21 protein-coding genes and 1 riboswitch are annotated in these 24,266 nt (G+C 69.9%); of the genes, 3 read left to right on the top strand and 18 right to left on the bottom strand.

Going from position 1 to position 24,266, the window contains the following annotated elements:
- Positions 1 to 6: 6 nt before the first annotated feature.
- Together KF689_08100 and KF689_08105 are read right to left on the bottom strand one after the other, a co-directional pair.
- Complete coding sequence (locus tag KF689_08100; GenBank protein MBX3133330.1) at positions 7 to 2,421, bottom strand: protein kinase; 2,415 nt, start codon at positions 2,419 to 2,421, stop codon at positions 7 to 9.
- 11 nt (positions 2,422 to 2,432) lie between these two features.
- Positions 2,433 to 3,392, bottom strand: a complete 960-nt coding sequence (locus KF689_08105; GenBank protein ID MBX3133331.1) for a metal-dependent hydrolase — start codon at positions 3,390 to 3,392, stop codon at positions 2,433 to 2,435.
- Between the two features lie 83 nt (positions 3,393 to 3,475).
- Here KF689_08105 and KF689_08110 point away from each other — a divergent pair, with 83 nt between their 5' ends.
- On the top strand, positions 3,476 to 4,048 hold the full coding sequence (locus KF689_08110; protein ID MBX3133332.1) for a hypothetical protein: 573 nt from the start codon (positions 3,476 to 3,478) through the stop codon (positions 4,046 to 4,048).
- Here KF689_08110 and KF689_08115 read toward each other — a convergent pair whose 3' ends face one another.
- Genes KF689_08115 through KF689_08140 form a run of 6 tightly spaced genes read right to left on the bottom strand, consistent with a single transcriptional unit; the run spans position 4,049 to position 8,354 of the window.
- Complete coding sequence (locus tag KF689_08115; GenBank protein MBX3133333.1) at positions 4,049 to 4,408, bottom strand: winged helix-turn-helix transcriptional regulator; 360 nt, start codon at positions 4,406 to 4,408, stop codon at positions 4,049 to 4,051.
- Positions 4,405 to 4,944, bottom strand: a complete 540-nt coding sequence (locus tag KF689_08120; protein ID MBX3133334.1) for a YeeE/YedE family protein — start codon at positions 4,942 to 4,944, stop codon at positions 4,405 to 4,407. The genes KF689_08115 and KF689_08120 overlap by 4 nt, the downstream gene beginning before the upstream one ends.
- Complete coding sequence (locus KF689_08125; GenBank protein MBX3133335.1) at positions 4,944 to 5,471, bottom strand: YeeE/YedE family protein; 528 nt, start codon at positions 5,469 to 5,471, stop codon at positions 4,944 to 4,946. The genes KF689_08120 and KF689_08125 overlap by 1 nt, the downstream gene beginning before the upstream one ends.
- Position 5,472: 1 nt before the next feature.
- Positions 5,473 to 6,105, bottom strand: coding sequence for a cytochrome c (locus KF689_08130; GenBank protein ID MBX3133336.1), 633 nt, complete (start codon positions 6,103 to 6,105; stop codon positions 5,473 to 5,475).
- Between the two features lie 11 nt (positions 6,106 to 6,116).
- Complete coding sequence (soxC, locus tag KF689_08135) at positions 6,117 to 7,364, bottom strand: sulfite dehydrogenase (GenBank protein ID MBX3133337.1); 1,248 nt, start codon at positions 7,362 to 7,364, stop codon at positions 6,117 to 6,119.
- A gap of 33 nt (positions 7,365 to 7,397) precedes the next feature.
- Positions 7,398 to 8,354, bottom strand: a complete 957-nt coding sequence (locus KF689_08140) for a c-type cytochrome (protein ID MBX3133338.1) — start codon at positions 8,352 to 8,354, stop codon at positions 7,398 to 7,400.
- Between the two features lie 194 nt (positions 8,355 to 8,548).
- On the opposite strand from KF689_08140, the gene KF689_08145 reads away from it, so the two are divergent.
- Positions 8,549 to 8,995, top strand: coding sequence for a CBS domain-containing protein (locus KF689_08145; protein ID MBX3133339.1), 447 nt, complete (start codon positions 8,549 to 8,551; stop codon positions 8,993 to 8,995).
- 68 nt (positions 8,996 to 9,063) lie between these two features.
- Here KF689_08145 and KF689_08150 read toward each other — a convergent pair whose 3' ends face one another.
- The 4 genes from KF689_08150 to KF689_08165 all read right to left on the bottom strand — a co-directional run bounded on the left by KF689_08150 (position 9,064) and on the right by KF689_08165 (position 13,287).
- On the bottom strand, positions 9,064 to 9,990 hold the full coding sequence (locus KF689_08150; GenBank protein ID MBX3133340.1) for a proline dehydrogenase family protein: 927 nt from the start codon (positions 9,988 to 9,990) through the stop codon (positions 9,064 to 9,066).
- A 14-nt stretch (positions 9,991 to 10,004) separates the two neighbouring features.
- Complete coding sequence (locus KF689_08155) at positions 10,005 to 10,871, bottom strand: hypothetical protein (GenBank protein MBX3133341.1); 867 nt, start codon at positions 10,869 to 10,871, stop codon at positions 10,005 to 10,007.
- A gap of 80 nt (positions 10,872 to 10,951) precedes the next feature.
- A complete protein-coding gene (locus KF689_08160) occupies positions 10,952 to 12,769 on the bottom strand; it encodes a TIGR03545 family protein (protein ID MBX3133342.1) in 1,818 nt (605 codons plus the stop codon).
- On the bottom strand, positions 12,766 to 13,287 hold the full coding sequence (locus KF689_08165) for a TIGR03546 family protein (GenBank protein MBX3133343.1): 522 nt from the start codon (positions 13,285 to 13,287) through the stop codon (positions 12,766 to 12,768). The genes KF689_08160 and KF689_08165 overlap by 4 nt, the downstream gene beginning before the upstream one ends.
- A gap of 61 nt (positions 13,288 to 13,348) precedes the next feature.
- On the opposite strand from KF689_08165, the gene KF689_08170 reads away from it, so the two are divergent.
- Complete coding sequence (locus KF689_08170) at positions 13,349 to 14,884, top strand: peptidylprolyl isomerase (protein MBX3133344.1); 1,536 nt, start codon at positions 13,349 to 13,351, stop codon at positions 14,882 to 14,884.
- On the opposite strand, the gene KF689_08175 is transcribed toward KF689_08170, so the two are convergent.
- From KF689_08175 to KF689_08200, 6 genes are all read right to left on the bottom strand, one after another.
- Positions 14,853 to 15,341, bottom strand: a complete 489-nt coding sequence (locus tag KF689_08175; protein ID MBX3133345.1) for a MarR family transcriptional regulator — start codon at positions 15,339 to 15,341, stop codon at positions 14,853 to 14,855. The genes KF689_08170 and KF689_08175 overlap by 32 nt on opposite strands.
- 9 nt (positions 15,342 to 15,350) lie before the next feature.
- Complete coding sequence (locus KF689_08180; protein ID MBX3133346.1) at positions 15,351 to 17,417, bottom strand: TonB-dependent receptor; 2,067 nt, start codon at positions 17,415 to 17,417, stop codon at positions 15,351 to 15,353.
- 125 nt (positions 17,418 to 17,542) lie between these two features.
- A riboswitch (TPP riboswitch) is annotated at positions 17,543 to 17,640 on the bottom strand.
- A 94-nt stretch (positions 17,641 to 17,734) separates the two neighbouring features.
- The gene (locus KF689_08185) at positions 17,735 to 18,817 is read right to left on the bottom strand and encodes an AI-2E family transporter (protein MBX3133347.1); all 1,083 of its coding nucleotides are present in this window, start codon (positions 18,815 to 18,817) and stop codon (positions 17,735 to 17,737) included.
- Between the two features lie 39 nt (positions 18,818 to 18,856).
- The gene (locus KF689_08190; GenBank protein MBX3133348.1) at positions 18,857 to 21,499 is read right to left on the bottom strand and encodes an HAD-IC family P-type ATPase; all 2,643 of its coding nucleotides are present in this window, start codon (positions 21,497 to 21,499) and stop codon (positions 18,857 to 18,859) included.
- Entirely contained in the window at positions 21,486 to 23,423 is a 1,938-nt protein-coding gene (locus KF689_08195) for an LTA synthase family protein (GenBank protein MBX3133349.1), read from the bottom strand. The genes KF689_08190 and KF689_08195 overlap by 14 nt, the downstream gene beginning before the upstream one ends.
- Before the next feature lie 71 nt (positions 23,424 to 23,494).
- Positions 23,495 to 24,190 carry a hypothetical protein gene (locus KF689_08200; GenBank protein MBX3133350.1) on the bottom strand — a complete coding sequence of 232 codons (696 nt, stop codon included), beginning with the start codon at positions 24,188 to 24,190 and terminating at the stop codon, positions 23,495 to 23,497.
- Positions 24,191 to 24,266 lie beyond the last annotated feature (76 nt).

The following is a 24,266-nucleotide window of genomic DNA, read 5'->3' on the forward strand; positions in this document are numbered from 1 at the left end:
GCGCGCTCAGTCCTGTCCCGCCCGCACGGCCGGCGCGGCGACCGCGGCGACCGGGCCGGTCGAGACCGGAGCCGGCACACGATCAAGCCCCATCCGCTGCAACAGCACGCGCACGCGGGGGTTGTTCCGCACCGGATCGGCCAGGGGATGCACCGCCAGCTCCGTGATGAACCAGTCACGGTCCTCCACGGCCCGCGTGAGCGCCGCGATGGCGTCGTTGGTCTCGCCGAGCCCCATATGCACGACGGCCACCAGCGTCGGCGGCACGTAGGCTTCGACGGGGGCGCTGTCCATCTCGGCGAGGATGGCGCGGGCGGAGGCCCGGCGCCCCGACTCCGCCTCGGCGCGCGCAAGGATGGCGAGTACGCCGGGATGCCGCTGGGCCAGCCGGGCGGACTCGCGCGCCGAGACCGCCGCCTCCTGCGGACGATTCATCCCGAGCAGGATCATCGCCCGCCAGAGATGGTTGAACGCGAAGGTCGGCTCGAGTTCGATCGCACGATTGACCTGCGCCAAGGCCTCCTCATAGCGGCGGGCGAAATAGAGGATCTCCGCGAGCCCGAGCACGTTGATGGCGTTCAACGGATCCAGGCTCACGGCAGTTCGGGCGAGCAGAATCGCCGGGTCGTGACGACCCTGGACCGACTCGAGCTTGGCGTGGTCGAGCCACGGCTGCCACGCACTGGGACTCGCCCGTCGCGCCGCGCGCAGGTCGTCGCGCGCGCGGGCAAAGTTCCAGTTGGCGCGATGCTGCCATCGGCCTCGCGCCGCGAGCGCCTCCCCGAGATCCGGTCGTGCCGCCAGCGCGAGGTCGATGGCGTATCGCGCCGCCTCGTACCGAGGGGCGCCACGCACCATCCAGCGTCCGACGAGGGAGAGCTGGGCATCCGCGATCCCTGCCCACGCGAGCGCGAAGCTGCTGTCCTCCGCCGTGGCCTGCCCCAGCAGGACGAGCGAGCGCTGCAAGCCACTGAGCGTGCCGTCATTCCAGGCGTGACGCCCGCGCATATAGAGGTGCCAGGCTGAGTCGCTCTGCGTCCCGACTGCCCCGAGCCGCCGGCGTCCCCGCGCGCTCAGGGTGATGCTCATCGCCTCCGCGATGTCGAGCGCGGCGTCGAGCTGCGGTTGCAGGACCTCTTGGCCGTCCGCCGTGTAGTTGCGCGTCAGGAGCACGGTCTGCGTCCGCGCATCGACCAGCTGCGCCGAGATGCGCACGCCCTCCGCCTGGCGGTTGGCGCTGCATTGCACCAGCAGGTCGGCGTCGAGGTCGCGCCCGATGTCGCGGGCCGCCTTGGTGCTGCCTTTGTATCGCAGCACCGACAGCATATTGATCACGTGCAGGTTGGGCAACGTGGAGAGCTGCGCGATGACCTGCTCCGTGACGCCGTCGCTGAAGTACTCCTGCATCGGATCGCCGCTGTAGTTGGCGCAGGGGAGGACGGCGATGCTCAGCGGGCGATCGTTCCTCAGCAGGCTGTCGAAACCGCCCCCGGCATAGACAGCGGCCGCGACGACCGCGAGCGCGCCGACACCGATCGCCGCGCGCCGAACCGGGGAGGGAGCGGAAGACCTCGGCAGGGTGGCCGCGGTGTCCACATCGGTGAAGGCGTCCACGAATGCCGCGCAGCTCTCGAAACGCTCGCCAGGCGCCTTTGCCATCGCGCGCTGGAGCGCCGCGTCCATCACGGCGGGAATCTCCGGCAACAGCGCCGCCGCAGACGGCACCGGTGCCGTACAGTGCGCCACGACGAGGTCCGCGGCGTTATCGGCGACGAACGGCGCACGACCCGTCAGCGCCTCGAAGAGCACGCAGGCCAGCGAGTACTGGTCACTGGCCGGTCCGGCTGGCGCCGTCGCGGCCAACTGCTCCGGACTCGCGTACGTCGGCGTGCCGATGAAGCCGCCCGTGGTCTCCATTCCCGGCGGCGGCAGCGCGCCACTGCGCGCGATGCCGAAGTCCCCGAGCATCGCTCCACCGGGGGTCAGCATCAGGTTCTCCGGCTTCACGTCGCGATGCACCAACCCCTGCTCGTGCGCAAAGTGCAGGGCCGAACCGATTTCGTCGGCCAGGCGCCGCACCGCCGCAAACGGCAACGCGCCATCACGCACCAAGCGCTCGCGCAACGTCCCGCCCTGCAGCAAGGGCATCACGAAGTACAGCGTATGGCCTTCCACGCCGGCATCGTAGATGGGCACGATGTGCGGATGCACCAGCTTGGCGGCCACCGCGATCTCGCGCTGGAATCGGTCGGCGAGCGAGGCGCTGATCAACTCGGGGCGCATCACCTTCACCGCCACTTCGCGCTCTTGGCGCGTGTCCCAGGCCTCGAGGACGACGGCCATCCCCCCTACGCCGATCTCTCGGCGCAGCTGGTAGCGCTCGGAAAGAGCCGCGGGGATGCCGGGACGGGGACTGGTCACGCGCCTGAAGCTTAGGGCGCCACAGGAGGCGCCACCAGAGGAACCCGCAACCCACTCAGCCCACCGGCGAAGCCGCGCTCTGGAAACCGGGCATCGCCGAAGGTGACCGACACCGGCGCCCCGTTCGCGGAGTCCAGCCGTACCCAGGCGTAGCGCGCCCACACGAGGTAGTCCCGCACGTCCCGGTCCTCGGCCGCGCGCCGCACCAGCGGGTCATTCCACGGCCCCCGCGCGATGGTCGTGTCGCCGAAGCGCACCCGCGGTTCCCCCACCCACGACAGCGCGCCGATGTGGTACGCGTCGGACGTCACCGCAATCAGCTGCGCCGCCAGCGGGTTGCCCGGACGGGGTTGATACAGGATCTCACGCACATTGCCGAGTGCGACTCGCTCGGCCTCGACCAAGGCGAGGCGGTCGCCAGCGGCACTGACGGCCACCAGTACCGCGGGATACAGGAACGCGACCGCGGCGGCGAAGCGCACGGTCGCGATCGAGCGGCGCGCCCGCGCCAGGAGCAGTGTCAGTCCCAGCAGGGCCCACCAATAGGGGTCGATGATGAACACCGAGTCGCCGGCGAACCAGGTCTTGCTGAACGGCATCAGTACCCGCACCCCGTAGGTGTTGAGCCAATCGAGCAGCGGGTGGCTGAGCGTCCCCACGAGCGCGAGCGCGAAGGTCCAGCCGAGGCGCACCGGCGGCTTGGACGGGTTTCGCCGGCGTCGGACGGCCACGTCCCACAGCCACACGAGTAGCGTCACGACGATCGGCAGCAGTGTCAGGAACACCGGGCCGTGGGTCCAGCCGCGGCGGAACGCGATGCTACCGAAGCTGGTCTCCGTCCACACGGTGTAGATGTCGATATCCGGCGCGTTGGCTGCGAGCATCAGCGTCGCCGGCGCCAGGGGCGTCAGGCGATCGCCACCGGCGCGCGCCAGCACCGCGCCGGTCATCGTGTGCGTAATCGGATCCATAGCGCTGGAAGCTCGCCGCGCGCGCACGGCGTGGCAATCGCCGCGGCGGCGGGGTATGCTGAGGCACACCCGCCGAGCCTCCGATGCGCCGTCTCGTCCTCACCCTGCTCTGCCTCGCCGCCCTGCCCGCCGCGCTGTCGGCCCAGAGCGGCGCCCGCGTGCTCGTGTCGATCTCGCCGGAATTGCTCGTGCCCGCGGAAGGCGAGCTCATCGCCTGCGCGCGCCGCGGCGCGACGGACCAGTTTCGCGTGCAGAACCAGCCGATGGGCCGCTTTGCCCCGCGCACCGGCGAGACGGCGCCCGTGACCTGGGCGGTCACACTGGTGAACTCGGGGCGCTCGCTCACGATCTTGACGGAATCGGGCTACCGCCCGCGCGAGGTCGTGATCCTCAACGAGCGGCCGCGCGGGGACGGCGGGGTGCAGGAGAACGTGCGGGTGCGCTTTGGCACCGACGGGTCGGTGCAAGGCGGGCATCGCGCGGTGACGCCGCCGCGCCGCGATCCCGGGCCGGCGACCCCGCTCTCCAGCCCGCTCGACACGCTCGACGGACCGCAGCTCTACGCGCTGGCACGCGAACTGACCTTCCGCTGCGAGCGCGGCATCCTCGAACCCGTACCGCTCGGCAGCATCCAGGGGCAGATTCCCCCGCGCTGATCAGCGCCGGCGCGCGCCCTCGAGGATGGACCGCTCCACCGCGACATCGTCGTCCAACCGATCGCACATCAGGCTGCACAGCTGCAGCACGCCGTCATCGGCGAGTGCGTAGAGCACGAAGAGCCCGTCGCGCCGCCGCGTGACGAAGCCGCCCGCGTGCAGCTGCTGCAGATGCTTGCTCAAGTTGCCCTGCGCCAGCCCCGTCAGCTCCACCAGCTCGGTCACCGAGCGCTCCCCGTCCTCGAGCGCGTGGAGCACGGCGAGCCGCGCCGGCTCCGCCAGCGCACGGAACCGCGCCGCCACCAGCTCGAGGAGCTCGGGGGTGGCGGTCCGGGCCGGAGCCGCGCGCCGAGGGCTCACGCGCGCTTCACCTGCGTCGGCAAGAGCTTCACCACGATCAGGAAGAGCGCGCCCACGCCCAGCGCCGCCACGATTGCCGGCAGGTGCAGGACGTCCTGGACGGTGATGCGGCCGAAGTCCAGCACCGCAATCACCGGCGCGATGGCCACCGTGTACACCAGCGTGAACACGAGCGCGCCAACGATGCCACCGAGTAGCGCGAACCACGCGTCACGCCGCCCCTCGCCGATGCCCACAACGCAGGTGCCGGGGCAATACCCGCCAAGGCCGAAGCCGACGCCGAAGATCAACCCGCCGAGGAACACGCCGACCAGGTACGTCGGCCGGATCTCGAAGTGCAGGAGGTTGGGAATGAACAGGTTCAGCGTGTAGACCACGATCATCCCGACGGCGATGGTCGTCGCCATAAACTTGATGACGCCGATATTCTCGAGCCGGAGGTTCTGGAGGATCACCGCCGGGCTTGAGGCACGCACGCGCTGGATGAGCACGCCCATCGCGATGCCCACGAGGAGGCCGAAGAGGTTCTGCAGCATCACTGCCCCCCGGCGCGCAGCGCCTGGTAGAACTTGGCGGTCCCGATGCCGGTCGCGAAGACGCCGGCGGCGAACACGAATCCCGCGATGCTCAGCTGCATCATCCCGGAGATGATGAGGCCGCTGGTGCAGCCTCCAGCCAACCGTGCCCCGAACAAGATGAGGAAGCCGGCGAAGAAGGCCTCGGTGTAGCGTCGTCCGTTGCTGGCGTTCCCGACGTGCGGCAACTCCACCTTGGGCGCCTTCACGGCATCCTTGCGGGCTCCGAGGAAGCCGCCGATGAGCAGGCCGATGACGAGGAAGGTCTCCGGGCGCAGCAACGAACCCATCCGGACGAGGTACGGATTGGATGCCGCGTATGCCGGGTCCACCACACGCGCGACTTCGCCGATGAGCCGCGGGTAGGTGCCGGACACGCCAATCGGACCGAACAAGAGAATGCTCGCGGCGCCGACGAGGCCGAAGATGATCCCGAGCGACGCCCAATTCGGCAAGCCGCTGCGGGTGGGAGGATGCGCGCTGTGCATATCAGGGCCTCGTGGGAGAACGGTCGTCTGGAACGAAGCGATCACGCGCCGGCATCACGACGGCGCGCAGGGCAGCCGCGTCGAGGACGGCGCTGTCGGGAATCACGTGGTTGGCGGCCAGCAGGTACGCCGTGACGGCATAGGTCTCGTCGGCGCTGAGCGAGCCCGGGGTGTACAGGGGCATCGCGCGACGGATGTAGTCATAGAGCGTGGTCGCGTGCGACCAGTAGTTGCCGATCGTGCGCGGGATGCTCGGATCGCTGGCGAAGTCGAAGCCCTCGCCGCGCGGGTCGCGCCCGACGAGCGCCGGATACAGCGGCTCGAGCCCCTGCCCCTCGACGCCGTGGCAGGCGGCGCACTGCGCACGATAGATGGCAGCGCCGTCGCGCACGCTGCCGCGACCGGCCGGCAACTCGCGACCCTCGGGGCCAATGTCGGTGTCCCAGGCCGCGATCTGCGCCCGCGTCGCCGATGCACCGAGCGCGAAGTGCCCCCGGCGGTACTCCGCGACCGGCGGGTACGCGGCGGCGGCCACGCTGGAATCAGCGACGCGGTGCTCCGGCGCCGCATCCACACAGGCGATTGCCGCGACGAGCAGCGCAACGAGCACCGCGGCGCGAGGCGGCTTTTGCATCACGGGCCGCATCAGGTGTCTCCGTGAAAGGTCACCGCACCATCGCGCGCGACCTTCCACCCCACGATCTGGTTGAAGTGGTAATCCGTGCCCAGCCCACGCGCCTCGACGAGCGCGCGGCGCGTCGGTTGCACGAAGCCAGCCTCGTCGGTGGCTCGGCTGAGGATGATGTGCTCCCCGCCCTTCCACTCGAACATTCGCTGGAACCGCAGCGCCGCCTTGGGCAGCGAGAGTCCCGTGAACTCCGCGTCCTGCCAGCTGCGCCCGTTGTCGACGCTAATCTCGACTCGCGTCACGCGGCCGCGGCCGCTCCAGGCCAAGCCTAGGATCGGGTACCAGCCGCGCGAGGTCAAGCGCGCCGGATGCGACGGCGCGGTGATCACGGACTTCACGTCGTTCTCGAAGGTGAACTCGCGGGCCTTCGCGCCTGGTACGGGGTCGGTGTACTTGGCGGTCTCCCAGCGCGTGCGCCACGGGCGCGTACCGAGTTCGAGCCGGCGCAGCCACTTCACGTTGATGTTGCCCTCCCAGCCCGGCAGCACGAGGCGCAGCGGGAAGCCCTGCGCCGGCCGCAGCGGCTCGCCGTTCTGGCCCCACGCGATGAGCGCATCGTCCCAGGCCTTGGCCATCGGCACGGAGCGCGTCATCAAGCACGCGTCGCCGCCTTCGGCGAGGAACCACGTCGCCTCCGGCTTCGCCCCGACTTCGCGCAGCAGCGTCGCCAACGGCACGCCGGTCCACTCGGAGGTCGAGAGCATCCCGGCCACGCGCTGCGCCGTCATATCGGGCTGCGGATCGCGGAACGCGTGCCGGCCGTTCCCCGAACATTCAATGAAGTATGTGCGCGTCACCTGCGGGAATCGCTGCAGGTCCTCGAGCGTGAAGACCACCTCCCGCTCGACGAGGCCGTGGATCATCAGCCGGTGCTTGGCGGGGTCGATGACCGGGATTCCCGCGTGGTGTCGCTCGAAGTGCAGGTCCGCCGGTGTGAGCGGACCGCTGAGGTCCTGAAGCGGCGTCATCGAGGAGCCGACCGTCATCCCGGTATGTGGTCCGCGCACCGGCTTCACGAACGGCGAGCGTGCCCCGAGCGGACTGGTGGGCAGGCCTTGCAGCTTGGTCGGATCGGCTGGCACCTGCACGTCGGCGGGAGTCGCGGCCTGCGGCGGCGTGGACGCGCCGGCCGTCCCGACGGCGGCCGCGCCCAATGCCGTCGCCGTGCCAGCAATCATCTCTCGGCGCGTCAGCTTACGCGGCATCGCGGCACTCGGTGGGGGTGGAGTGCATCGCGATCAGCGGCTGCCGCGGATGCTGGCCGCGCGCGGCGGCACCGGAACGACGGCGCGCGAGGGCGTCGCGCGCGGCAGCAACGGCGGCGGCTTGTACGCGCGGTGGCCGCTGCGCAGGTCGTAGGGCACGTCCTTCGGGTTGCCGCCCACCGGCCAGTCTTCTTCTTTGGCCGGCGAGTCCGGACGCGGCTGGCCGTTGATGTAGGCGGCGAGGTCCCAGGCTTCCTGCTCGGTGAGCGAACCCGGATTGATCTGCGGCATATTGCGATAGATGAAGGCCGCCACTCGCTCGATGCGCGCCATCGACGCGCCGATCGAGTACGACTTGGGACCCCAGAGCGGCGGCAGTGGGCCCATCCCCTCGCCATTCGCGCCGTGGCAGGTGCTGCAGGTCTTCTCCACGTAGAGCTGCTTGCCGCGCACGGAATCCCCTTCGAGTTCCTGCGGCATCTTCGGCATCGCCGCGGTCGACATATGGTAGCCTGTCGGCACGCCCTCGGAGATGTACGCCATATAGGCGAGCAGGTCTTCCATCTCGCGGCTCTCCTTGGGCAGCGCGTTGCCGGCCAGCGAGCGCGTGAAGCAGTAGTTGATGCGGTCCGCGAGGTCGATCACCGCGCCGGTGCGCGTCATATACTGCGGGAAGCGCGCGTGCACGCCAGTCAGCGAACCGGCGCTGAGCTTGATGCCGTCGTCCTGGTGGCAGGACGTGCAGCGCAGGCCGGAGGTCGCGTACTGCGGCAGCGACTCCGGCGTGAAGCGCATCAGATAGAGTCCGCGGCGGATCGAAGCGCCCATCGAATCGTTCGGGATGTCGGCCTCGCGCTTCGGTTGCCAACTGGCCTCGGCGAACTGCACCGCCGCGCTGGCATCGGCGGGCGCAGGGGACTCGGCGCAGGCGGCGAGCGCGACCATCGCGGCAACGGCGGCCAGATGGACGGCGGGGAGGGACCGCGGCATCCTGAACTCCTCGAACGAAGGGGGGCGGAGGGCGTTCTGATTGAGCGTACTCCGATACAGTAATATTCGCACCAGTGACTCCGCAAGCACCGTGAGGGGTATTCCCCTACATCGAGCGGGAAGGCTCCCCGATACTCCGCGACGCGCCCGACGGCGAACGTACCCCCAGACGATTCCCTCACGCAGGAGGCCGTATGCTCAAGGTCAAGGACCTGATGACGCGCGACGTACTCACCCTCGCGCCGAACACGTCGATCCGCGAAGCGGCGGAGCAGCTCGCCACCGAGCACGTCAGCGGTGCACCCGTCGTGCGACTCGGCAAGATCATCGGGATGGTCAGCGCGCGGGACCTCCTCGACTTCATCGCCGCGTTGCCCGCCGACCCCGAGGCCGTCTCAGGTGGAATGGATCACGGCATCCTCGACGACCACACCGTCGACGAGGCAATGACGCCCGGCCCGCTCACGACGGTCTCGCCGGAGACGCCGGCCAGCCGCGCGGCCGAGGTGATGAAGGCGGAGCACATCCACCGCCTGCCCGTGGTCGAGGGCGACAAGCTGGTCGGCATCATCTCGACCACCGACCTCGTGAAGGCGGTCGCGGATCGGAAGCTCAGCTACCGCACCTTCGTGTTTCCCTGAGCGAAACGCCGCCGTACGACGACGGGAGGTGGCCTACCGTGGCCACCTCCCGTCCGTCGTCTCGCAGTTCACCCAAACATCGAACGCACGACGAACCCGACGTTCGCGGGACGCTCGGCGAGTCGGCGCATATACCAGCGGTACCAGGCCTCGCCGTAGCTGATCAAGGTCGCGACGGTCTCGCCCTCAGCGCGCAGCATCAACTGCTCGCGCTCACGGATGCCGTACAGCATATGGATCTCGTACGCGCCCGCGGCAACGCCAATCGCCCGCGCGCGCGCGATGATGCGCCGCAGCAAGGGGACGTCGTGCGTACCGAGAATCGGGATGCAGCTCCCGCGCTTGGCACCGTCGAGCATCTGCCCGGCGATCTCCTCATAGGCGCGGTCGGTGTCGGCCTTCTTGGGGAATGCCACGGCAGCCGGTTCGGCATACGCGCCTTTGACGAGACGAATGCTCGGCGAGAGCGGCAGCAGCGCCTCGACGTCCTTCGGCGTCCGGTACAGATACGCCTGCAGGGCGATGCCGGCCCGGGCGTGTCGCGCGCGAATCACGCGGTAGAGCTCCAGCGTCCGGTCCACGGTGCTGGAGTCTTCCATATCCAGCCACAGCGCCGAGCCAGTGGCCTCGGCCTTGTCCGCCAGCGCTGCGCAGTGCTCGGCGCAGCGCTCCATTGATTGGTCGAAGCCCAGCTGCGTCGGCTTGACGCTCACCTGCGCCGGCAAGCCGCGCGCGCGAATGGCATCGAAGAGTCCGAGGTAGTGGTCACGCACGGCATCCGCTTCGCGGATGTCCGTCAGCGCCTCGCCCAGCCGCGTGTAGAGGATGCTGCGCCCCGATTGCGCGATGCCGACCCCGGCGTCGAGACCATCGGCCATCGTCTCGCCCGGCATAAAGGCGCGCGTGGCGCGGCGCACTATGCGGCTGCGCGTCGCGATGCGGTTGAGCGTGTCGCTCTTGGCGGCGGCGAGGAGCAGCGAACGTCCGAGTCCCATCTAGCGGTTCGACCTCAGTTGCATTGGTAGTACTCCTTGTTGCCGGCCGTCACGAGCGGATAGCCGTTGCTGTTGCGGCTGATCACCAGCCGATACGGCTCGAAGGTGCGCCCATCGGCCGAGAGCATCAGGTTGCCGTTCTGAACGCGCCAGAATCCCTGCGACCCGTCGGTGCTGCGGCCGTAGTATGAGCCGTACTGGTTGTTGACTGCGCTCTCACGCTGCGAGCCGCTGGACACGCGCCCGTCGCGGCTGAACACGACGCGCTCCGTCGTCGTCGCGCCCATCTGCTGCGAATACTGCAAGTAGCACCACGGGCTCGAGAGCAGGAGCTGCGCGATCTGCTGGTCGGCCGGCGTGGTGCCGAGCGAAGCCGGCGTCCCGGCGGCCCCGCTGCCGCCCGCCCCTACCGAGGGGTTCGCGGGATTCGCCGGTGCAGCGGCTGCTCCGGGAGTCGCTGGTGTCGCTGGCGCTGATGGAGCCGCCGCCACCGCGCTGCTCCGAGTCAGCCGCAGTTCCTGCGCGCTACGCAGGTCCGGCAAGCCGGCGCTGTTGAGGTCGGCCAGCGCGAGTCCCAACGCTGCGCCCTGCCGCTCGCCGCCGATGAAGAGCGCACCCTCTCGCGCCCGCGCCGATCCATAGAAGCCGCCATCATCCGCGATCTCGGCCTCCACCGTGAACGTGGCGCCGTTGCCGCTCAACGTCCCAGTGACACGCCGCCCCTCTTGGCGGAGCACCAAGGTGATCTTGCTCCCGTTGGGCACAGCCGCTTCCCAAGTACCGGCGAAGTCCGCTGCCTGCGCGGCGGCCGGCGCCCCGGGCGCGGCCAACGCCAATCCAATGAGGGAACAGGTCAGCAGTCGTGCAGCCGGCAGGCGCATCGGAGGCTCCGGGTGAGGGCGCTCAATCATAGCGCCGCCGGGCGCAGTCCGCCCGTGCGCCGGGTCACGGCCCACCGAGCTCAGCCGACGCCGGGGATGCGCGTCAGCTCACGCAGCCGTGCCTCGAGCGCCGCTCGCTGCTCGTCGAGGCGCGCACGCTCCTCGGCGATGCGCGAGAGCACCTGGCTGCGCGCCGCATCAGCCGCAGAGCGCGCCTCGGCGACCTTGGTCTCCACCAATTGGTCCACGCGCGCGCGCACCTGCTGCTCGGCGCGACGCACCTCGTCTCCGAGCTGCGCCCGCAGCGCATTGGCCACCGCATCAGCGATGTTGGTGCGCACGCCCATCGTCGGCTTCCTGAGCGTGCCGCCGAGCACCGCTTCGATCTCCACTGAGTCCACGCGCGCCATCGCGCGCCACAGCGCGTCCTCGACCATCGCCGCACGCGCATCCGTCGGGCGCGCCCGCGTGCTGTCTCGCTCCCAGGCCACCCGCGGTGCACGCCACAACCAGCGGCCGCTCAGCGCCTCGCCGTTGCGCGTCAGGTTGAGCTGCGAAAGGCCGGTTCCGAGGCGCACCTGCCCTCCGAGCCCGCCGAGGGGGAAGTTGGGCAGCGTGATGCCGCTGAAGCGGGCACCCAGCGTGTCGCGCACCGGCTGCTGCCGATGATCGAACAAGCCGGCAACACGGACATCGCTCGGTCCAACCTGCCCTTCCGAACGCGACAGCGCAAAGGTCGTCGGCGCACCGAAGACCGCAGGCTGCGACGTGAGCCCGACAATCTGCGCCGAGTAGTTGCCAGCGCTGGCGCCTTCGCCGCCGAGCGTGAGCGAGAGTTCGCCCAGCCGCATCAGGAAGTTCGGATACACCGCTTCCTTCGGGAACAGCACCGTCGTGCCCGAGGCCCGCACGCGCGCGGGACCGGGCTGCGTCTGGCGCTGCAACCCGGGCGGCACGTAGCGCTCGGCCCGCTCCGCCCAGTACAGCACCGATCCCAGCTGTTCGGCGATGAGATCGCTGAACAGCTGCGGCCCGATGCTCGGGACCTCGAAGCTGGGCAGGCGCAGCAGCGAGCGCGCGTACGCATAGTCCGCGCTGCGCGCCGCCGGGATCGCCTGCAGACGGTCCTGCAAGCCGGCGGCGTTGCCGCGCGTCTCCGCTTCGAAGCCCCGGAGGCGGTCGTCAATCTGCCCGAGGTCGCGCAGCGTGCGACGCACGTCCGTGACAGCCTGGCGCGCGCCGGCGAGGCCCAAGGTGCGCAGGTTCGCGCTCGCCAGGCGGTCCGCCAGCGCCTTGGCGGAGTCGATGCTCGGGCGGGGATCGGCGGCCTGCAAGTCGGACAGCAGCTTGCTGCGCGCGGTGTCGGCGTAGGCGATCGCGTGCTGCGCCTCGCGCAGCGTGGCCAGGGAATCGGCCGAGATCGCTCCGACGTTCACCGACTGCGTCAGCGTCGAGAGCTCCAGCGGCGGGATCTTGATCTGCCGCTTGAAGTCCTCGATCACCTGCGAGGCCTCCTCGGCCTCCTTCGGCTTCCGCGGCACCGCGCCGGAGACCTTGCGCGGCGTACCGAAGCGGATGCCCCGAGCGGCGGCCGTATCAATCACCACCTTGCGTTCCAGCGCTGGCAGGAGCCCCACATCGAACACCAACGCCTCGACTTCGACGAGGTTGGTCATCGGCGCGCTCGGGTCCGTCACCTGCAGGCCCTCGAGCGCCACGGAGCCGTCGCGGAAGCCGACACGTGCGCGTGCCAAGTCCACCTTTGCGCCCACCGCCGCCGTGCCGGCGGACTCCACCGCCCACTTCACCGTGCGGTCGGCGAACACGAACGCCCACAATGCGATGAGCCCGAGCACGACGCTCAAGGGCAGCAGGGCCTTCCACCGGATATAGCTCATTGGGACGGCCATAGCGTGCGGTACATCCCCCAGAGCTTCGAGCCCTGCACCATCTGCACGACCTTCCACTTCTGCACGTGCGCGTACACGTCGGTCCGGTACCGCGCCACGAGCACACGGAACACGAAGAAGCTCGGTACCAGCAGCACCAGCCACGCGACCAGCGAGCCGATGACGATGCTGTTGTTCAGCCGTGCCAGCGCCACCACCGGCGTGTTGACCGCCCAGGTGAAGAACGGCGCCAGGGCATCATTCAGGAGCAGCGCCATCCCGAGGCGGTCAAACAGCGGATCGAGCGCGAAGCCCAGCGGGATCGCAATCGCCCAGCCAAGAAAGACGCCCGGGAACGACAGCGTCGTGAGCATCGCCACCGCCAGCACCACGAGGTTGTGCAGCGAGGCCAGCGGCGTGAGGCCGAAGCAGAGCCCGACGGCCATCCCCATCGCGACCTGCCCTGGGGTGCCGTCGGAGTTCAGCGCCTTGAACAGCGTATGGAGGAACTTGAGGACGAGCATCATAGATCCTGTATTCTACCCGCTGGCACTTTCCGGGTCCACGCGGGACGGCTAGCATCGTGGGATGCCGCGCCCTTCCGTGCGTCCCGCCCGCTTCGCCAGACTCGCCCGACTCGCACAACCCGCCGGACTGTCCGCCCTAGCCGTCGCGACCGTCATCGCGCTCCCGGCCTCCACCATCGCGCAGGTCCCCGCCCCACCGCTGTCGGCCGCCGACTCCGCTCTCGTCTACCGCGTGCTGGTCGCCGAAGACCGCCGGGACGGTGCGGCGCCTGCCCTCACCGAAGGCGCGGCCCACCGTGATGAACGCATCCGACGCATCGCCGAGCGCGCGCGGGCCCGGATTGCCGACTCGACGTTCGCGCAGCGCGACCTGCTCGGCGCACCGAGCGGGCGCCCGCTGCCCGTGTGGCCAGAGCCGGAGTGGGCGGGTCGCCTGCGGCAGCTCGGCGGGGCGGCGGGGGACTGTGCGCCGGTCATCGCCGCGTTCACCGACTCGGCGGTCCACGTACGGCTCCGCGCGTTCGTCGTGGTACGCCAGCGCACGAGCTGCCACAGCGACACCGAGGTCCGACGGCATCTCGCGTCGACCGTGGACGCGCTCCCAGCGTCCACAGAGAGCCGCCGCGTGCCCGCGGCGTCCTGGCACGAAGCCGCCGAGGCGCTGGTCTCGCTGGCCCGCATCGCGCCGACGGACGCGGCGGGGCATATCACTCGCGCCGCGGCGCACGCGCAGCCGCAGCTGCGCATCGCGGCAGCGCAGGCGGCGGCGCTGGCTCGCGACACCGTCACGCTGCTTCGCCTCGCCCGCGACCCCGACAACAATGTCAGCGAGGCGGCGATCGCAGGCCTCTCGCGCACGGTCGGTCACGCGGCAGACTCCGTGTACCTCTCGCGCCTCGGCACGTCGGCGGCGCAAGTGAGTCTCGCGGCCGCCACCGCGCTGCGCGGCTCGACGCACCCGGAGCTCGCGGCGCGCGCGCAGGCGGCGTTGCAGTCCTACGAGCGCCGCAGTTGGGCCTCCGAGCGGGACGTGCGCAACGCGCTCCGCACGCTGCTCGGCCAGCCGGCGCGTGAGCCCTGGCAACCGTGGAAGGACGAGCCGCTGCCACAGGACGTAGTCGCACTCGCGCTCGGTGCGGAGCGCTACATCGAGGTGACAATGTCGCGCCGGCACGGTGGGCGCAGCTTCGTCGTGGAACTCCGGGGCGACGTCGCGCCGATTATGGCCGCGCGGGTCTTGGCCAAGGTGCGCGCCGGCGGCTACAACGGCACGCGCTGGCACCGAGTGGAGAGCAACTTCGTGATCCAGGGCGGCGGCCCCGACGACAACGAGTACGTGGGCGGCGGGCGCTTCCTCGTGGACGAGCTGGGCACCATCGCACACCCGCGCGGCAGCGTGGGAATGAGCACGCGCGGGCACGACACCGGCGACACGCAGTGGTTCATCAACCTGCGCGACAACGCACGGCTGATGGGCGCCTACACGGTCTTCGGCGTCGTAGTGACCGGAATGGACGTGGTCGACGACGTGCTTGCCGGGGACGAGATGTACGTACTGCGCGAGGTCAGCGCGCCGGCGCGTCGAGGCCCGCCCTGACCTCCGCCAACAGGGCAACCAGACGGCGCTGATCGCCTTCGTCGGGGAGGCCACGGCTGACCAGCTGCGCCGTCTCCTTCACCAGCGTGTCCATCGCGTCGAGCAGCCGCAGTCCCTGCTCGGTGATCACACAATGCACCACCCGGCGGTCGCGGCCCGTGCGGAGGCGGGCCACGTGGCCCGCCTCCTCCAGCTTGTCCACCACCCGCGTGATGCCGGGTGCCTCTTCCACGAGTCGGTCGCGCACCGCCAACGTGGGGAGGCCGGCCGGCCCCGCGCCGCGCAGGATGCGCAGCACGTTGTACTGTGCCGGCGAGATGCCATACGGTTCCACGCGCTGGGAGATGGCCCGCCGGACCAACGAGGCGGTGCGCAGCAGCGCCACCACCGCCTCGTCGGCCAGCGTGTCAAACGGCTTCGATTGCTTGAGTTCGGCCTGCAGGGTGCGCGCGGGCATAGGCAGAAGCTAGAAGCGGACGGCGACGGTCGCCAACAGGGTGCGCGTGGCGATCGGGAACAGGAAGCGCTGGCCGCCGCTGGTGCGGCCGTCGGCGTAGGCATCGGCGTTGAGCAGGTTCTGGACCTGCACGCGCAGCGTCGACGCGCCAAGGTGCAGCGCGCCCCCCGCATCCGCCACCGTGAAGCCGGGCAGCATCAGCGCGCGGTTGCCATCGTTCGCCAAGTGCGATTCGCCGACGTGCCGCAGCGAGAGCATCAGCTCGACAGCATCGCGCGGCGCCCACGCCGCCTGCGCGTTGGCGATCACGGCCGGCGTCAGCAACGGGCGCACGTCCCGGAACGTCTCGGACGTCCGCTGGTTGGTGTACTCGGCAATGCGGGCCTGCAGCAGCATCGCGTTTGCGGTCACCAGCAACGACGGCTGCGCCTGCCAGCGCAGTTCGGACTCGACGCCGAGCCGCGTCGTCCGGCCGACGTTGCGACGCTGCTGCGCGCCGGTGACCGTCAGCTCGCCGATACGCGCGATCTCGTTGCTGAAGAACATTCCGAAGGCATTGACCGTTGCCTCGAGCGTCCCGCGGCGCCAGCGCGCCCCGAGCTCAACGTCGGTAAGGCGCTCCGGCTTCACCTGTGTCAGCGGCAGCAACTCAGCGGCCAAGTCGTCGGTGAGGTCATCCTCGCCGGCGAAGAGGTCGATGCGCGCGGGCTCGCGGCCCGCCTGCCCCACCGACGCAAAGAGCTCCAGCGTCGGGCGCGCACGCAGCGTGACGCCGAGCTTGGGATTCACGAACAGCCAGTCGATCGTGGGCTCGCCGAAGCTGGCTCCCGGCGTCGGCCGGTAGCGGAACGCGGCGCGGCGCACTTGGATGTCACCGGTCCAGTCCACCCGGCCGCGCGTGATGGTGCCCTTCACGAACGCCGACTGCTCCTGCTTGAAGCCCGTGTTATCGTAAATGCGGTTCTGCAGGTCGGGCTTGATGTGCAGGTAGTGATCGCGGCTGTAGCTGCTCGCGTGCGCGCCGGCCGCCACCGCGAAGCCTTCGCCGTCCCAGGTCACGGTCGAGAGCAAGCCGTACCACACGTGGTCCAGCCCGAAGCGCCAGAGCTCCGGGTCGCCGACGTCCACGTCGAACCAGCCACCGGCGCTGTTGCGGTACCCGGTCGTCGTGAGGCTGAGTCCGGGGCGCTGCACGCGCGTGTATTGCAGGCTCGCCATTTCCTGATGGAAGTCGTCCTTCTCGCCCGGCGACATCGGATTGAAGCGGCGGTCCGTTGCAAGCTGCGCGGTGCTGGCCGCCACGTAGGCGCTCTGCAGCTTGGAGCGACCCGCAAAGCCGGTGAACTTCAGGGCATCCCGCTCGCCGAACCAGCCGGCGCTGACGAAGCCCGACTGCGCCTCGTTGCCGGAGCGGATGCGGTAGCCCTCCGTCTCCTGGGCCGAGACGCGTCCGTAGGCGGCGAAGCCGTTCACGAGGCCGGTGGCGCCTTCGACGCTCACCCGCTGCGTGCCCCAGCTGCCACCGGTCAGCTGCCCCTCGGCGAACCGGGGCGTCGTGAGCAGCGGCATACTCTCGAAGTCGATGGAGCCGGCGAACGAGGCCGTGCCGAACGCACTCGAACCCACGCCGCGTTGCACGCGCACCGTGTGCATCGAGTTCATAAAGTCTGGCACGTTGGAGAAGTACAGGACCTGGTCTTCCGGATCGTTGAGCGGTACGCCGTCCACCGAGATGGCGAGGCGCGTCTGGTCCACGCCGCGCAGGCGGACGTTGCTGTAGCCGGAGAAGCCGCCGGCATCGGAGGCGGCGGTCACGCCGGTGACGGACTGCAGCGCCAAGGGCGCGTCCTGCCCCACGTAGCTCCGCTCGATGCTGGCGCGGTCCAGGGTGGTCTGCGACGTGGGTGCCGCGCCGCCCGCGCGCACGGCGCGGATGACGACGGATTCCAGCGTATCGCGTGGAACCGAATCGGTGGCGGGACGGCCCCCCTGTGCGCCGAGCGATGCGGCGGGCAGGGCGGCCACGAGGCCAAGTGCCGCAACGGCGGCGGTGATGCAACGACGGTCAAACGACATACTCGGTGTCCTCGAGGGAAAGAGGGCGCCGCAGTGACGGACCTCGCCGGGACGCCGGCACTCGTCGCGAAACGACGAAGGCCACGCGCACCCGGCGAGCGGGTGGCGTGGCCCAATGCAGCGGCGCACGACACTCGCCGCACTCCCTACGCCGGTCTAAACCGGGTCAGGTTCCAAGAGACTTTCTCAATCCCGCGGTCGCGGGATACCCCTGGCGGCTGTCCGAGAAGGAATAGCGCAACCGGACGCGGCGCGCCAGTGCGTGCGCCCGCGCGTGCGGCGGGGCGTGGCCCGTGCGTTCGGCGCACGCGGCGCGACTACGCCGCGTTCAGCGGCGCCTGCGGGGGCGTCGGACGCTCGACGGTGTGGCCTTCGTCGCCTTCCGGCAATCGTCCGGCCAAGAGCTCGCTGACGGGTCGCGTGGTCTCGAACTGCGCGAGCACGATGCGCAGGATGGCCGTGAGCGGCGCGGCGAGCAGCATCCCCACGACGCCCCAGAGCAGGCCCCAGAACACCAGTGCGGCGAGGATCGTCACCGGACTCAGGTTCAGGTTCTGGCCCATCAGCAGCGGGTCGATGCCGTTGCCGATGATCAGCTGCACCGCCATCGAGAGCACGAAAATCGCGATCACCGGCCCGAGCGTCGGGAACTGCACCAGCGCCACCGGAACCGGCAGCAGCGTGGCCACGATGCTGCCGAGGCTCGGGATGAAGTTCAGCACGAAGGTCAACACCGCGAAGACCAGCGCGAGCTCGAGTCCGAAGGCCGTGAGGATGATCCAGATGATCGCGCCGGTCGTCGCCGAGATGAGGAACTTGATGACGAGATAGCGACGGATGTCCCGATCGATCTGCCGGAACACCGGGTGCTTGATGAGTTGCCGCGTGCGCCCGAGGAGCAGGAAGATCACGAAGAGCATCACCAGCATCCCGTTCTGCACCAGCGAGACGGCCAGGCGCGGCGCGATCGTCAGCGCGCGCTCGAGCCGCAGGTCGTTGACGCCCGCAACGAGCGCGTCGCGAGTCATCGCCAAGCCGAGGCGGTCGAGCCAGGCGGTGACTTGCTGCGTGATCGCCAGCAAGCGCGTCTGGTACACGTCGGCCGACTCGATCAGCCCGCGCACCGAGGTCAGGAAGAGCAGCCCGACGAGGGCGATGGCCGCAGCGACGAGCAACATCACGAGGATCGTCGACAGCCAGCGCGGGATGTGGGCGCGGATCTCGAGGAAGTCCGCCACCGGCGACACCAGGTAGTACACGATCACCGCCAGCACCAACGGCACCAGCACCGGCCGGGTGAAGGCGAGGCCCACGGCGATCGCGATGCCCGCCAGCACCACCAGCGAGACGGTCATCAGCGTCGCCTGTTCGTCGTGAAGCGGATTGCGGAGGAGGGCCATAGGCGGAAAGTTGGGCGCGGGCCGAACGGGGGCAAGGGCCTAGGCGGCCGCCAGCTCCCGGCGCCGCTTCACGGCCTTGTACAGCTCCATCACCGCCAGCACGCTGAAGGCCAACGCCAGCGGGTACATCCACTGCACCGGCTGCAGCGGCTCGAGGCGCAGCAGCCGCTGCGTGAACGGCAGGTACGTGGCCGCCACGTGCAGCGACAATGCTGCCGCTACCCCGCCCACCAGCACCCAGTTCCGCGACAGCGGCACGCGGAACGCCGAGACCTGCTCCGAGCGGCAGTTGAACACGTGCACGTTCTGCATCAGCACGAACATCATCAGGAGCTGGTTGCGGGCGCTGGCTTCCGGCATCCCCATCGCCAGCAACGCGTACCAGTAGGCGGCCGTGACCGCCCCCATCGTGACGCCCGAGAGCACCACTTGGCGGATCATCTGGAAGTTGAAGATCCCCTCCGACGGCGGCCGTGGCGGACGCGCCATCGCGCCCGGTTCCCCGCCCTCGAACGCCAGCGCCACGTCCTGGATGCCATTGGTCACGAGGTTGAGCCACAGCAACTGCACCGCGAGCAGCGGCAGCGGCAGCCCCAGCAGCAGCGCGACGACGAACAGCAACACCTCGGCCGCCCCCATCGAGATCAGCAGGTACGTCACCTTCCGGATGTTGCCGTACGCGAACCGTCCTTCCTCCACGCCCGCCTCGATGGACGCGAAATTGTCGTCGGTGACGATCAGGGCCGCCGTGTCCTTGGTCACGTCGGAGCCGGACCCCATCGCGATGCCGATGTTGGCCCGCTTGAGCGCCGGCGCGTCGTTGACGCCGTCGCCCGTCACCGCCACGAAATGGCCTGCCGCCTGCATCGCCTCCACGATGTGCAGCTTCTGGAGGGGCGCGACGCGGGCGAACACGCGGCCGCCGGCCACCAGCGCGGCCACCCGGGCCTGATCCTGCTGCGCCTCCTGCAGCATCGTGCCGGTCACCACCTGCCCCTCGTGGTCGGCGATGCCGAGGTCCTGCGCAATCGCGAACGCGGTGCGCGGATGGTCCCCCGTCACCATCGCCACGCTGACGCCGGCCGCGCGGCACTGCGCCACGGCCACGCGCGCCTCGGGACGAGGCGGGTCGATCAAGCCGACGAGCCCCAACAGGACCAGCGGCGGCAACGTGCCGTCATCGAAGGGTGCGCCGGCATCGGACGCGAGGCGGCCGCGCGCCACCGCAATGAATCGCTCGCCCGCACCCGACATCGCGTCGGCCTGCGCCTCTACAGCTGCCGCGTCGAGCGGCACCAGCCCGTCCACCGTCTGCATATGTGTGCAGCGCGACAGCAAGCGCTCCATCGCACCCTTCACCGACACCTCGATGCCGGTGGCGTCCTGGTGGAACGCCGCCGCGTAGGCGCGCTCGGACTCGAAGGGAATCTCGCCAACGGCGCGCAGGCCCAGCGTCGCCGCCTCCGGCGTCACCGCCAGCTTGCGGCCCAACGCCAGCAGGGCCACATCGACTGCGTCCCCCTCGTACATCCACGCGTCGCCGTCCGGCTCGAGGCGCCCCTCATTGCAGCGCACCACCGCCTGCGCCAGGCGCTCCACGGCCGCGCGCTCGGACGCTGAGACCGCTGCGGCATCCCGATGCTCGACCTCACCGCTGGCGTTGTACCCCTCGCCGCTCACGTGCAGCGTGGCGCCACCCGGCAAGGCCAGCGAGCGCACCGTCTGGCGGTTCACCGTCAGCGTGCCCGTCTTGTCGCTGGCGATCATCGTGCAGCTGCCCAAGCCTTCCACCGCCGTGAGCTTGCGCACGATCACGCGTCGCCGGGCCATCCGGTTGGTCGCGATGCTGAGCGCCACCGTCACCGCCACCGGCAACCCCTCCGGAATCGCCGAGACCGCCAACGCCACCGCGAGGAAGAACACCTCCGACGGCGCCACGCCGCGCGAGAGCGCTACCGCCGCCATCCCCGCGCAGGCCGCGACCACGACGATGCTGATCTGCCGGGCGAAGACCTCCATCCGCTGCACCAACGGCGACTTGGACGCGGACTCTTCGGCCACGCTGCGCGCGATCTTCCCCACCTCAGTGGCCGTGCCCGTGGCGATCACCACGCCCGTGGCGCGACCCGTCAGCACGGTCGCACCGGCGAAGGCGTGGTTCCTGCGATCCCCGAGCGGCGCGTCGGCCGCCACCGCATCGGTGCGTTTGCGGATGGGGACCGACTCGCCGGTGAGAAAGGCTTCGTCCACGTCGAGTCCGCTCACCCGAAGGAGCCGCAGGTCGGCAGGGACCCGATTGCCGGACTCGAGGAGCACGATGTCGCCCGGCACCAGGTCCTCGGCGGGGATCTGCCGCTCGCGGCCGTCGCGCCGCACCCGGGCCTTCACCTGCAGCAAACCCTGCAGTGCCGCCGCGCTCTGCTCGGCCCGCCACTCCTGGAACGCGCCGAGCCCGGCGTTCAGCGCGACCACCACGAGGATGAAGCCGGCATCCACGAAGTCCTGCAGCACCAGCGCCACGGCCGCGGCGGCCAGCAGGATGTAGATGAGCGGGCTCAGGAACTGGTGCAGCACCACCTGGACGAGCGTGACCTTCGGTGGCGCCGGCAGGGTGTTTGCGCCGTAGCGCGCACGCCGCTCGGCGACCTCCGCCTCCGTCAGGCCGCGTTCATCGGGGTGCACGGTAGAACGAGTTGTTGATCAGCGAGTTGGCGTAGTGCTGCACATACGCCAGCAAGCGCAGCCCCAACTCCTCCTCGAGGGCGTCGGGCAGATCCGCTGCTTCATCCCCCGTGTGCTCGCCGCGGTACGCCAGCACGCGCTGCGACCCGCTCGGCATCCGCTCGAGCACGCCCTCGGGCCGCACGATCCAGTAGGTCTGGTCCGTGGTCAACACGGCCTCTCCGGGCTGCGAGGAGAACAGCGAGCGGCCGAAGCGCGGCACGCGCTCCGGCCGCACCCCCGCATAGTCGAGGATGGTCGGGAAGAGGTCCACGTGCTGCGTCACCCGATCCGTTTCCAGTGCCGGCAGGCGCCCCGCCGGGTGGTACAGCAGCGTCGGGACCATATAGCGTCCCAGCGGCGTGTCGTAGCGCGCCGAGCGCAGCGGCGGCGTGTGGTCTCCGGTGATCACGAAGAGCGTGTTCTCGAACCACGGCTGCGTACGCGCGGCCTCGAAGAATCGCCGCACCGCGAGGTCCACGTAGGCGACGCTCTGGTGGATCTCACGCGAACCCGCCGGGAGGCTAGCGGCGTACTGCGGCGGCACGCGGTACGGGTGGTGCGTGCTGATCGTGAACATCGTCGCGAACCACGGCTCCTGGAACGTGCCGACCTGCCGCACCGCGAACTGCAGGGCCTCCTCGTCGTAGAGGCCCCAGTGGCCGTCGAAGGCATCGTCACGCACGTCTTCGGGGAAGCGCTCCAGCGGATAGAAGTCGCGCACGCCCGACATCGCCGCGATTGCGTCGAAGTACATCGTGCCCTTCGGCGCGCCGTGGAAGAAGCTGGTGTGGTAACCGGCCTCCTCCAAGAAGTGGCCCAGCCCGAGCCACTGGTTGCCTTGGTACTCGCTCACGGCGATGCTGCGCCCCATATAGAGCGGCACGCCGAGCAGGATGCTGGGCAGCGCGTCCATCGAACGGCGCCCGTTGGCGAAGGACTGCGTGTAGAAGGCGCCGTGGCGGCTCAGCGAATCGAGAAAGGGAGTCAGCTCCGGCGCCTCGCGGTCGTCCCCGCCCCAGAACTCGGTACCGAAGCTCTCGAGGATCAACAACACGACGTTCTGGGCCTGCGGCAGCGGCGACGCCTGCATCCGCTCGGCGAAGCCGTAGGAGGTCGCCAACAGCGAATCGACGGCAGCATCGCTGGCAAAATGCTGCACCGGCGCCAGTTGCCGCTGCCGCGGCGACTGCAGCATCGTGAACGCCGAGTTCAGCGTGAGGATGCCGACCTCGTGCGAGCCGCTCTGGAAGGCGTGGATCGGATTGAGCGGCTTCTTCTGCGCGCCGCCACGCGCCGCGAGCACGGTCAGCGCCAGCACGGCGACGACGGCCGCGGCGCTCCGCAGCAGGCGGCGCGGCATCGGCGCCGCCATCTCCGATCGCTGCTGCGGATAGAACAGCACCAGCGCCACGAGCAAGCCGAGACCGAGCGCGGTGAGCCCCGCGAAGTTCAGGAACAGCTGGTCCGCCTGCGCCGTGGCTTCGCCCGACAGCGCCCACACGTCCATCGTCACCCGCGTGCCGGTGAACGGGTAGTAGCCGACGTCGCCCATATTGATCACCGTCGCCGCGCCGTTCACGGCCACGAACAGAGCCTTCAACGAGCGCTGGTACCACTGCCGCGCCAGCAGCGACGCCGGAACCAGCGAGAGCAGGATGAACGGGATGTTGCTGTATGCGATCGCCGAAGCGTCAAATCGCAGGCCGTGCACGAAGGCCATCGCCACATCGCTGCCGGCAGCCTTCGCGAAGCTCGCGCGGTGCTCGATGTAGAACACCAGCCGCACCGCCGTGTAGACGGCGGCCACGAGCGCCAGCCGCGCGAGGAGGATGCCCTCGGGCGACTGCAGCGCGGCAGAGAGGCGGCGGCGAATGGTTTGCACCTGTCCGCAATCTGCCCGCTCGGACGACGCGATTCAACGCTTCCGCGCCGCCCGAAACGATTCCTACGGCCTCAGCTGGCGCGGATGTACAGCGCGCCAGCCGCCCGCTGCGCGTGGAGCACCGCGAGCACGCCCGACGGTTGCAGCACCACGCCCGGCACCAGCGCGGCGATGGCGCGATCCTTGGCTTCCGCCGGCGGCACACCATCAACGCCTGCCATATGTCCGGCAATCACTGACAGCGCCAGGTCGCAGGCCAGGACCACGCCACCGCGCCGCATAAACTCGGGCAGCGCGAAGCTCACGTGCGGCTCGCCGAGGCCGTCCTGCACCCCGAGCAGCGCCGGGTTCCGCGTGGTCGGCTTGTCATCCACCGGATGCGTGGCCTTCGACAGTTCGGCAAGCCCATAGCGATCCCACGCCGACTGCCGCATCGCGAGGACGATCGCATTGTGGCGCAGCACGAGTGCCGTAGAGAACTCCGCCGCCGGGATGCCCATCAACTGCGAGTACTGCCCTTCCCAGATCGACGCACGCCACACGCCATAGCCGCTCTCGACCTCGGGAACATCGAACACCGTGCGCACGCGACCGCTGAGTCGAGCAGCCCACTGCATATCCCAGGTCGCGTCGCGCGATGCGTCGGCCGCGAGCGGCATCGCAGCGCCCAGTGTGTCCGGCATCGCGGCCAGCCCGAGGCCCACGCCACCGACGGCCATCGCACCGCTTGCCACCTTGCCGAGAAACTGCCTGCGATCGGTTTGCATCAGGTTCCCTTCCGGGTTGGGGGTTCGCACTAGATGCGCGATACCGCCCCGTCACCCGACAGGCCCACCGAAACGA

This window comes from Gemmatimonadaceae bacterium (assembly GCA_019637355.1).
In the GTDB taxonomy this organism is placed as follows: Bacteria; Gemmatimonadota; Gemmatimonadetes; order Gemmatimonadales; family Gemmatimonadaceae; genus Pseudogemmatithrix.

What these genes read in the sequence shown, in the direction of transcription:
- KF689_08125 (MBX3133335.1), bottom strand. Translation starts at nt 5,471, where the DNA reads ATGCACAGCGCGCATCCTCCCACCCGCAGCGGCTTGCCGAATTGGGCG.
- KF689_08160 (MBX3133342.1), bottom strand. Translation starts at nt 12,769, where the DNA reads ATGAGCTATATCCGGTGGAAGGCCCTGCTGCCCTTGAGCGTCGTGCTC.
- KF689_08170 (MBX3133344.1), top strand. Translation starts at nt 13,349, where the DNA reads ATGCCGCGCCCTTCCGTGCGTCCCGCCCGCTTCGCCAGACTCGCCCGA.
- soxC (MBX3133337.1), bottom strand. Translation starts at nt 7,364, where the DNA reads ATGCCGCGTAAGCTGACGCGCCGAGAGATGATTGCTGGCACGGCGACG.
- KF689_08130 (MBX3133336.1), bottom strand. Translation starts at nt 6,105, where the DNA reads ATGCAAAAGCCGCCTCGCGCCGCGGTGCTCGTTGCGCTGCTCGTCGCG.
- KF689_08105 (MBX3133331.1), bottom strand. Translation starts at nt 3,392, where the DNA reads ATGGATCCGATTACGCACACGATGACCGGCGCGGTGCTGGCGCGCGCC.
- KF689_08140 (MBX3133338.1), bottom strand. Translation starts at nt 8,354, where the DNA reads ATGCCGCGGTCCCTCCCCGCCGTCCATCTGGCCGCCGTTGCCGCGATG.
- KF689_08175 (MBX3133345.1), bottom strand. Translation starts at nt 15,341, where the DNA reads ATGCCCGCGCGCACCCTGCAGGCCGAACTCAAGCAATCGAAGCCGTTT.
- KF689_08180 (MBX3133346.1), bottom strand. Translation starts at nt 17,417, where the DNA reads ATGTCGTTTGACCGTCGTTGCATCACCGCCGCCGTTGCGGCACTTGGC.
- KF689_08110 (MBX3133332.1), top strand. Translation starts at nt 3,476, where the DNA reads ATGCGCCGTCTCGTCCTCACCCTGCTCTGCCTCGCCGCCCTGCCCGCC.
- KF689_08165 (MBX3133343.1), bottom strand. Translation starts at nt 13,287, where the DNA reads ATGATGCTCGTCCTCAAGTTCCTCCATACGCTGTTCAAGGCGCTGAAC.
- KF689_08120 (MBX3133334.1), bottom strand. Translation starts at nt 4,944, where the DNA reads ATGCTGCAGAACCTCTTCGGCCTCCTCGTGGGCATCGCGATGGGCGTG.
- KF689_08155 (MBX3133341.1), bottom strand. Translation starts at nt 10,871, where the DNA reads ATGCGCCTGCCGGCTGCACGACTGCTGACCTGTTCCCTCATTGGATTG.
- KF689_08185 (MBX3133347.1), bottom strand. Translation starts at nt 18,817, where the DNA reads ATGGCCCTCCTCCGCAATCCGCTTCACGACGAACAGGCGACGCTGATG.
- KF689_08150 (MBX3133340.1), bottom strand. Translation starts at nt 9,990, where the DNA reads ATGGGACTCGGACGTTCGCTGCTCCTCGCCGCCGCCAAGAGCGACACG.
- KF689_08145 (MBX3133339.1), top strand. Translation starts at nt 8,549, where the DNA reads ATGCTCAAGGTCAAGGACCTGATGACGCGCGACGTACTCACCCTCGCG.
- KF689_08200 (MBX3133350.1), bottom strand. Translation starts at nt 24,190, where the DNA reads ATGCAAACCGATCGCAGGCAGTTTCTCGGCAAGGTGGCAAGCGGTGCG.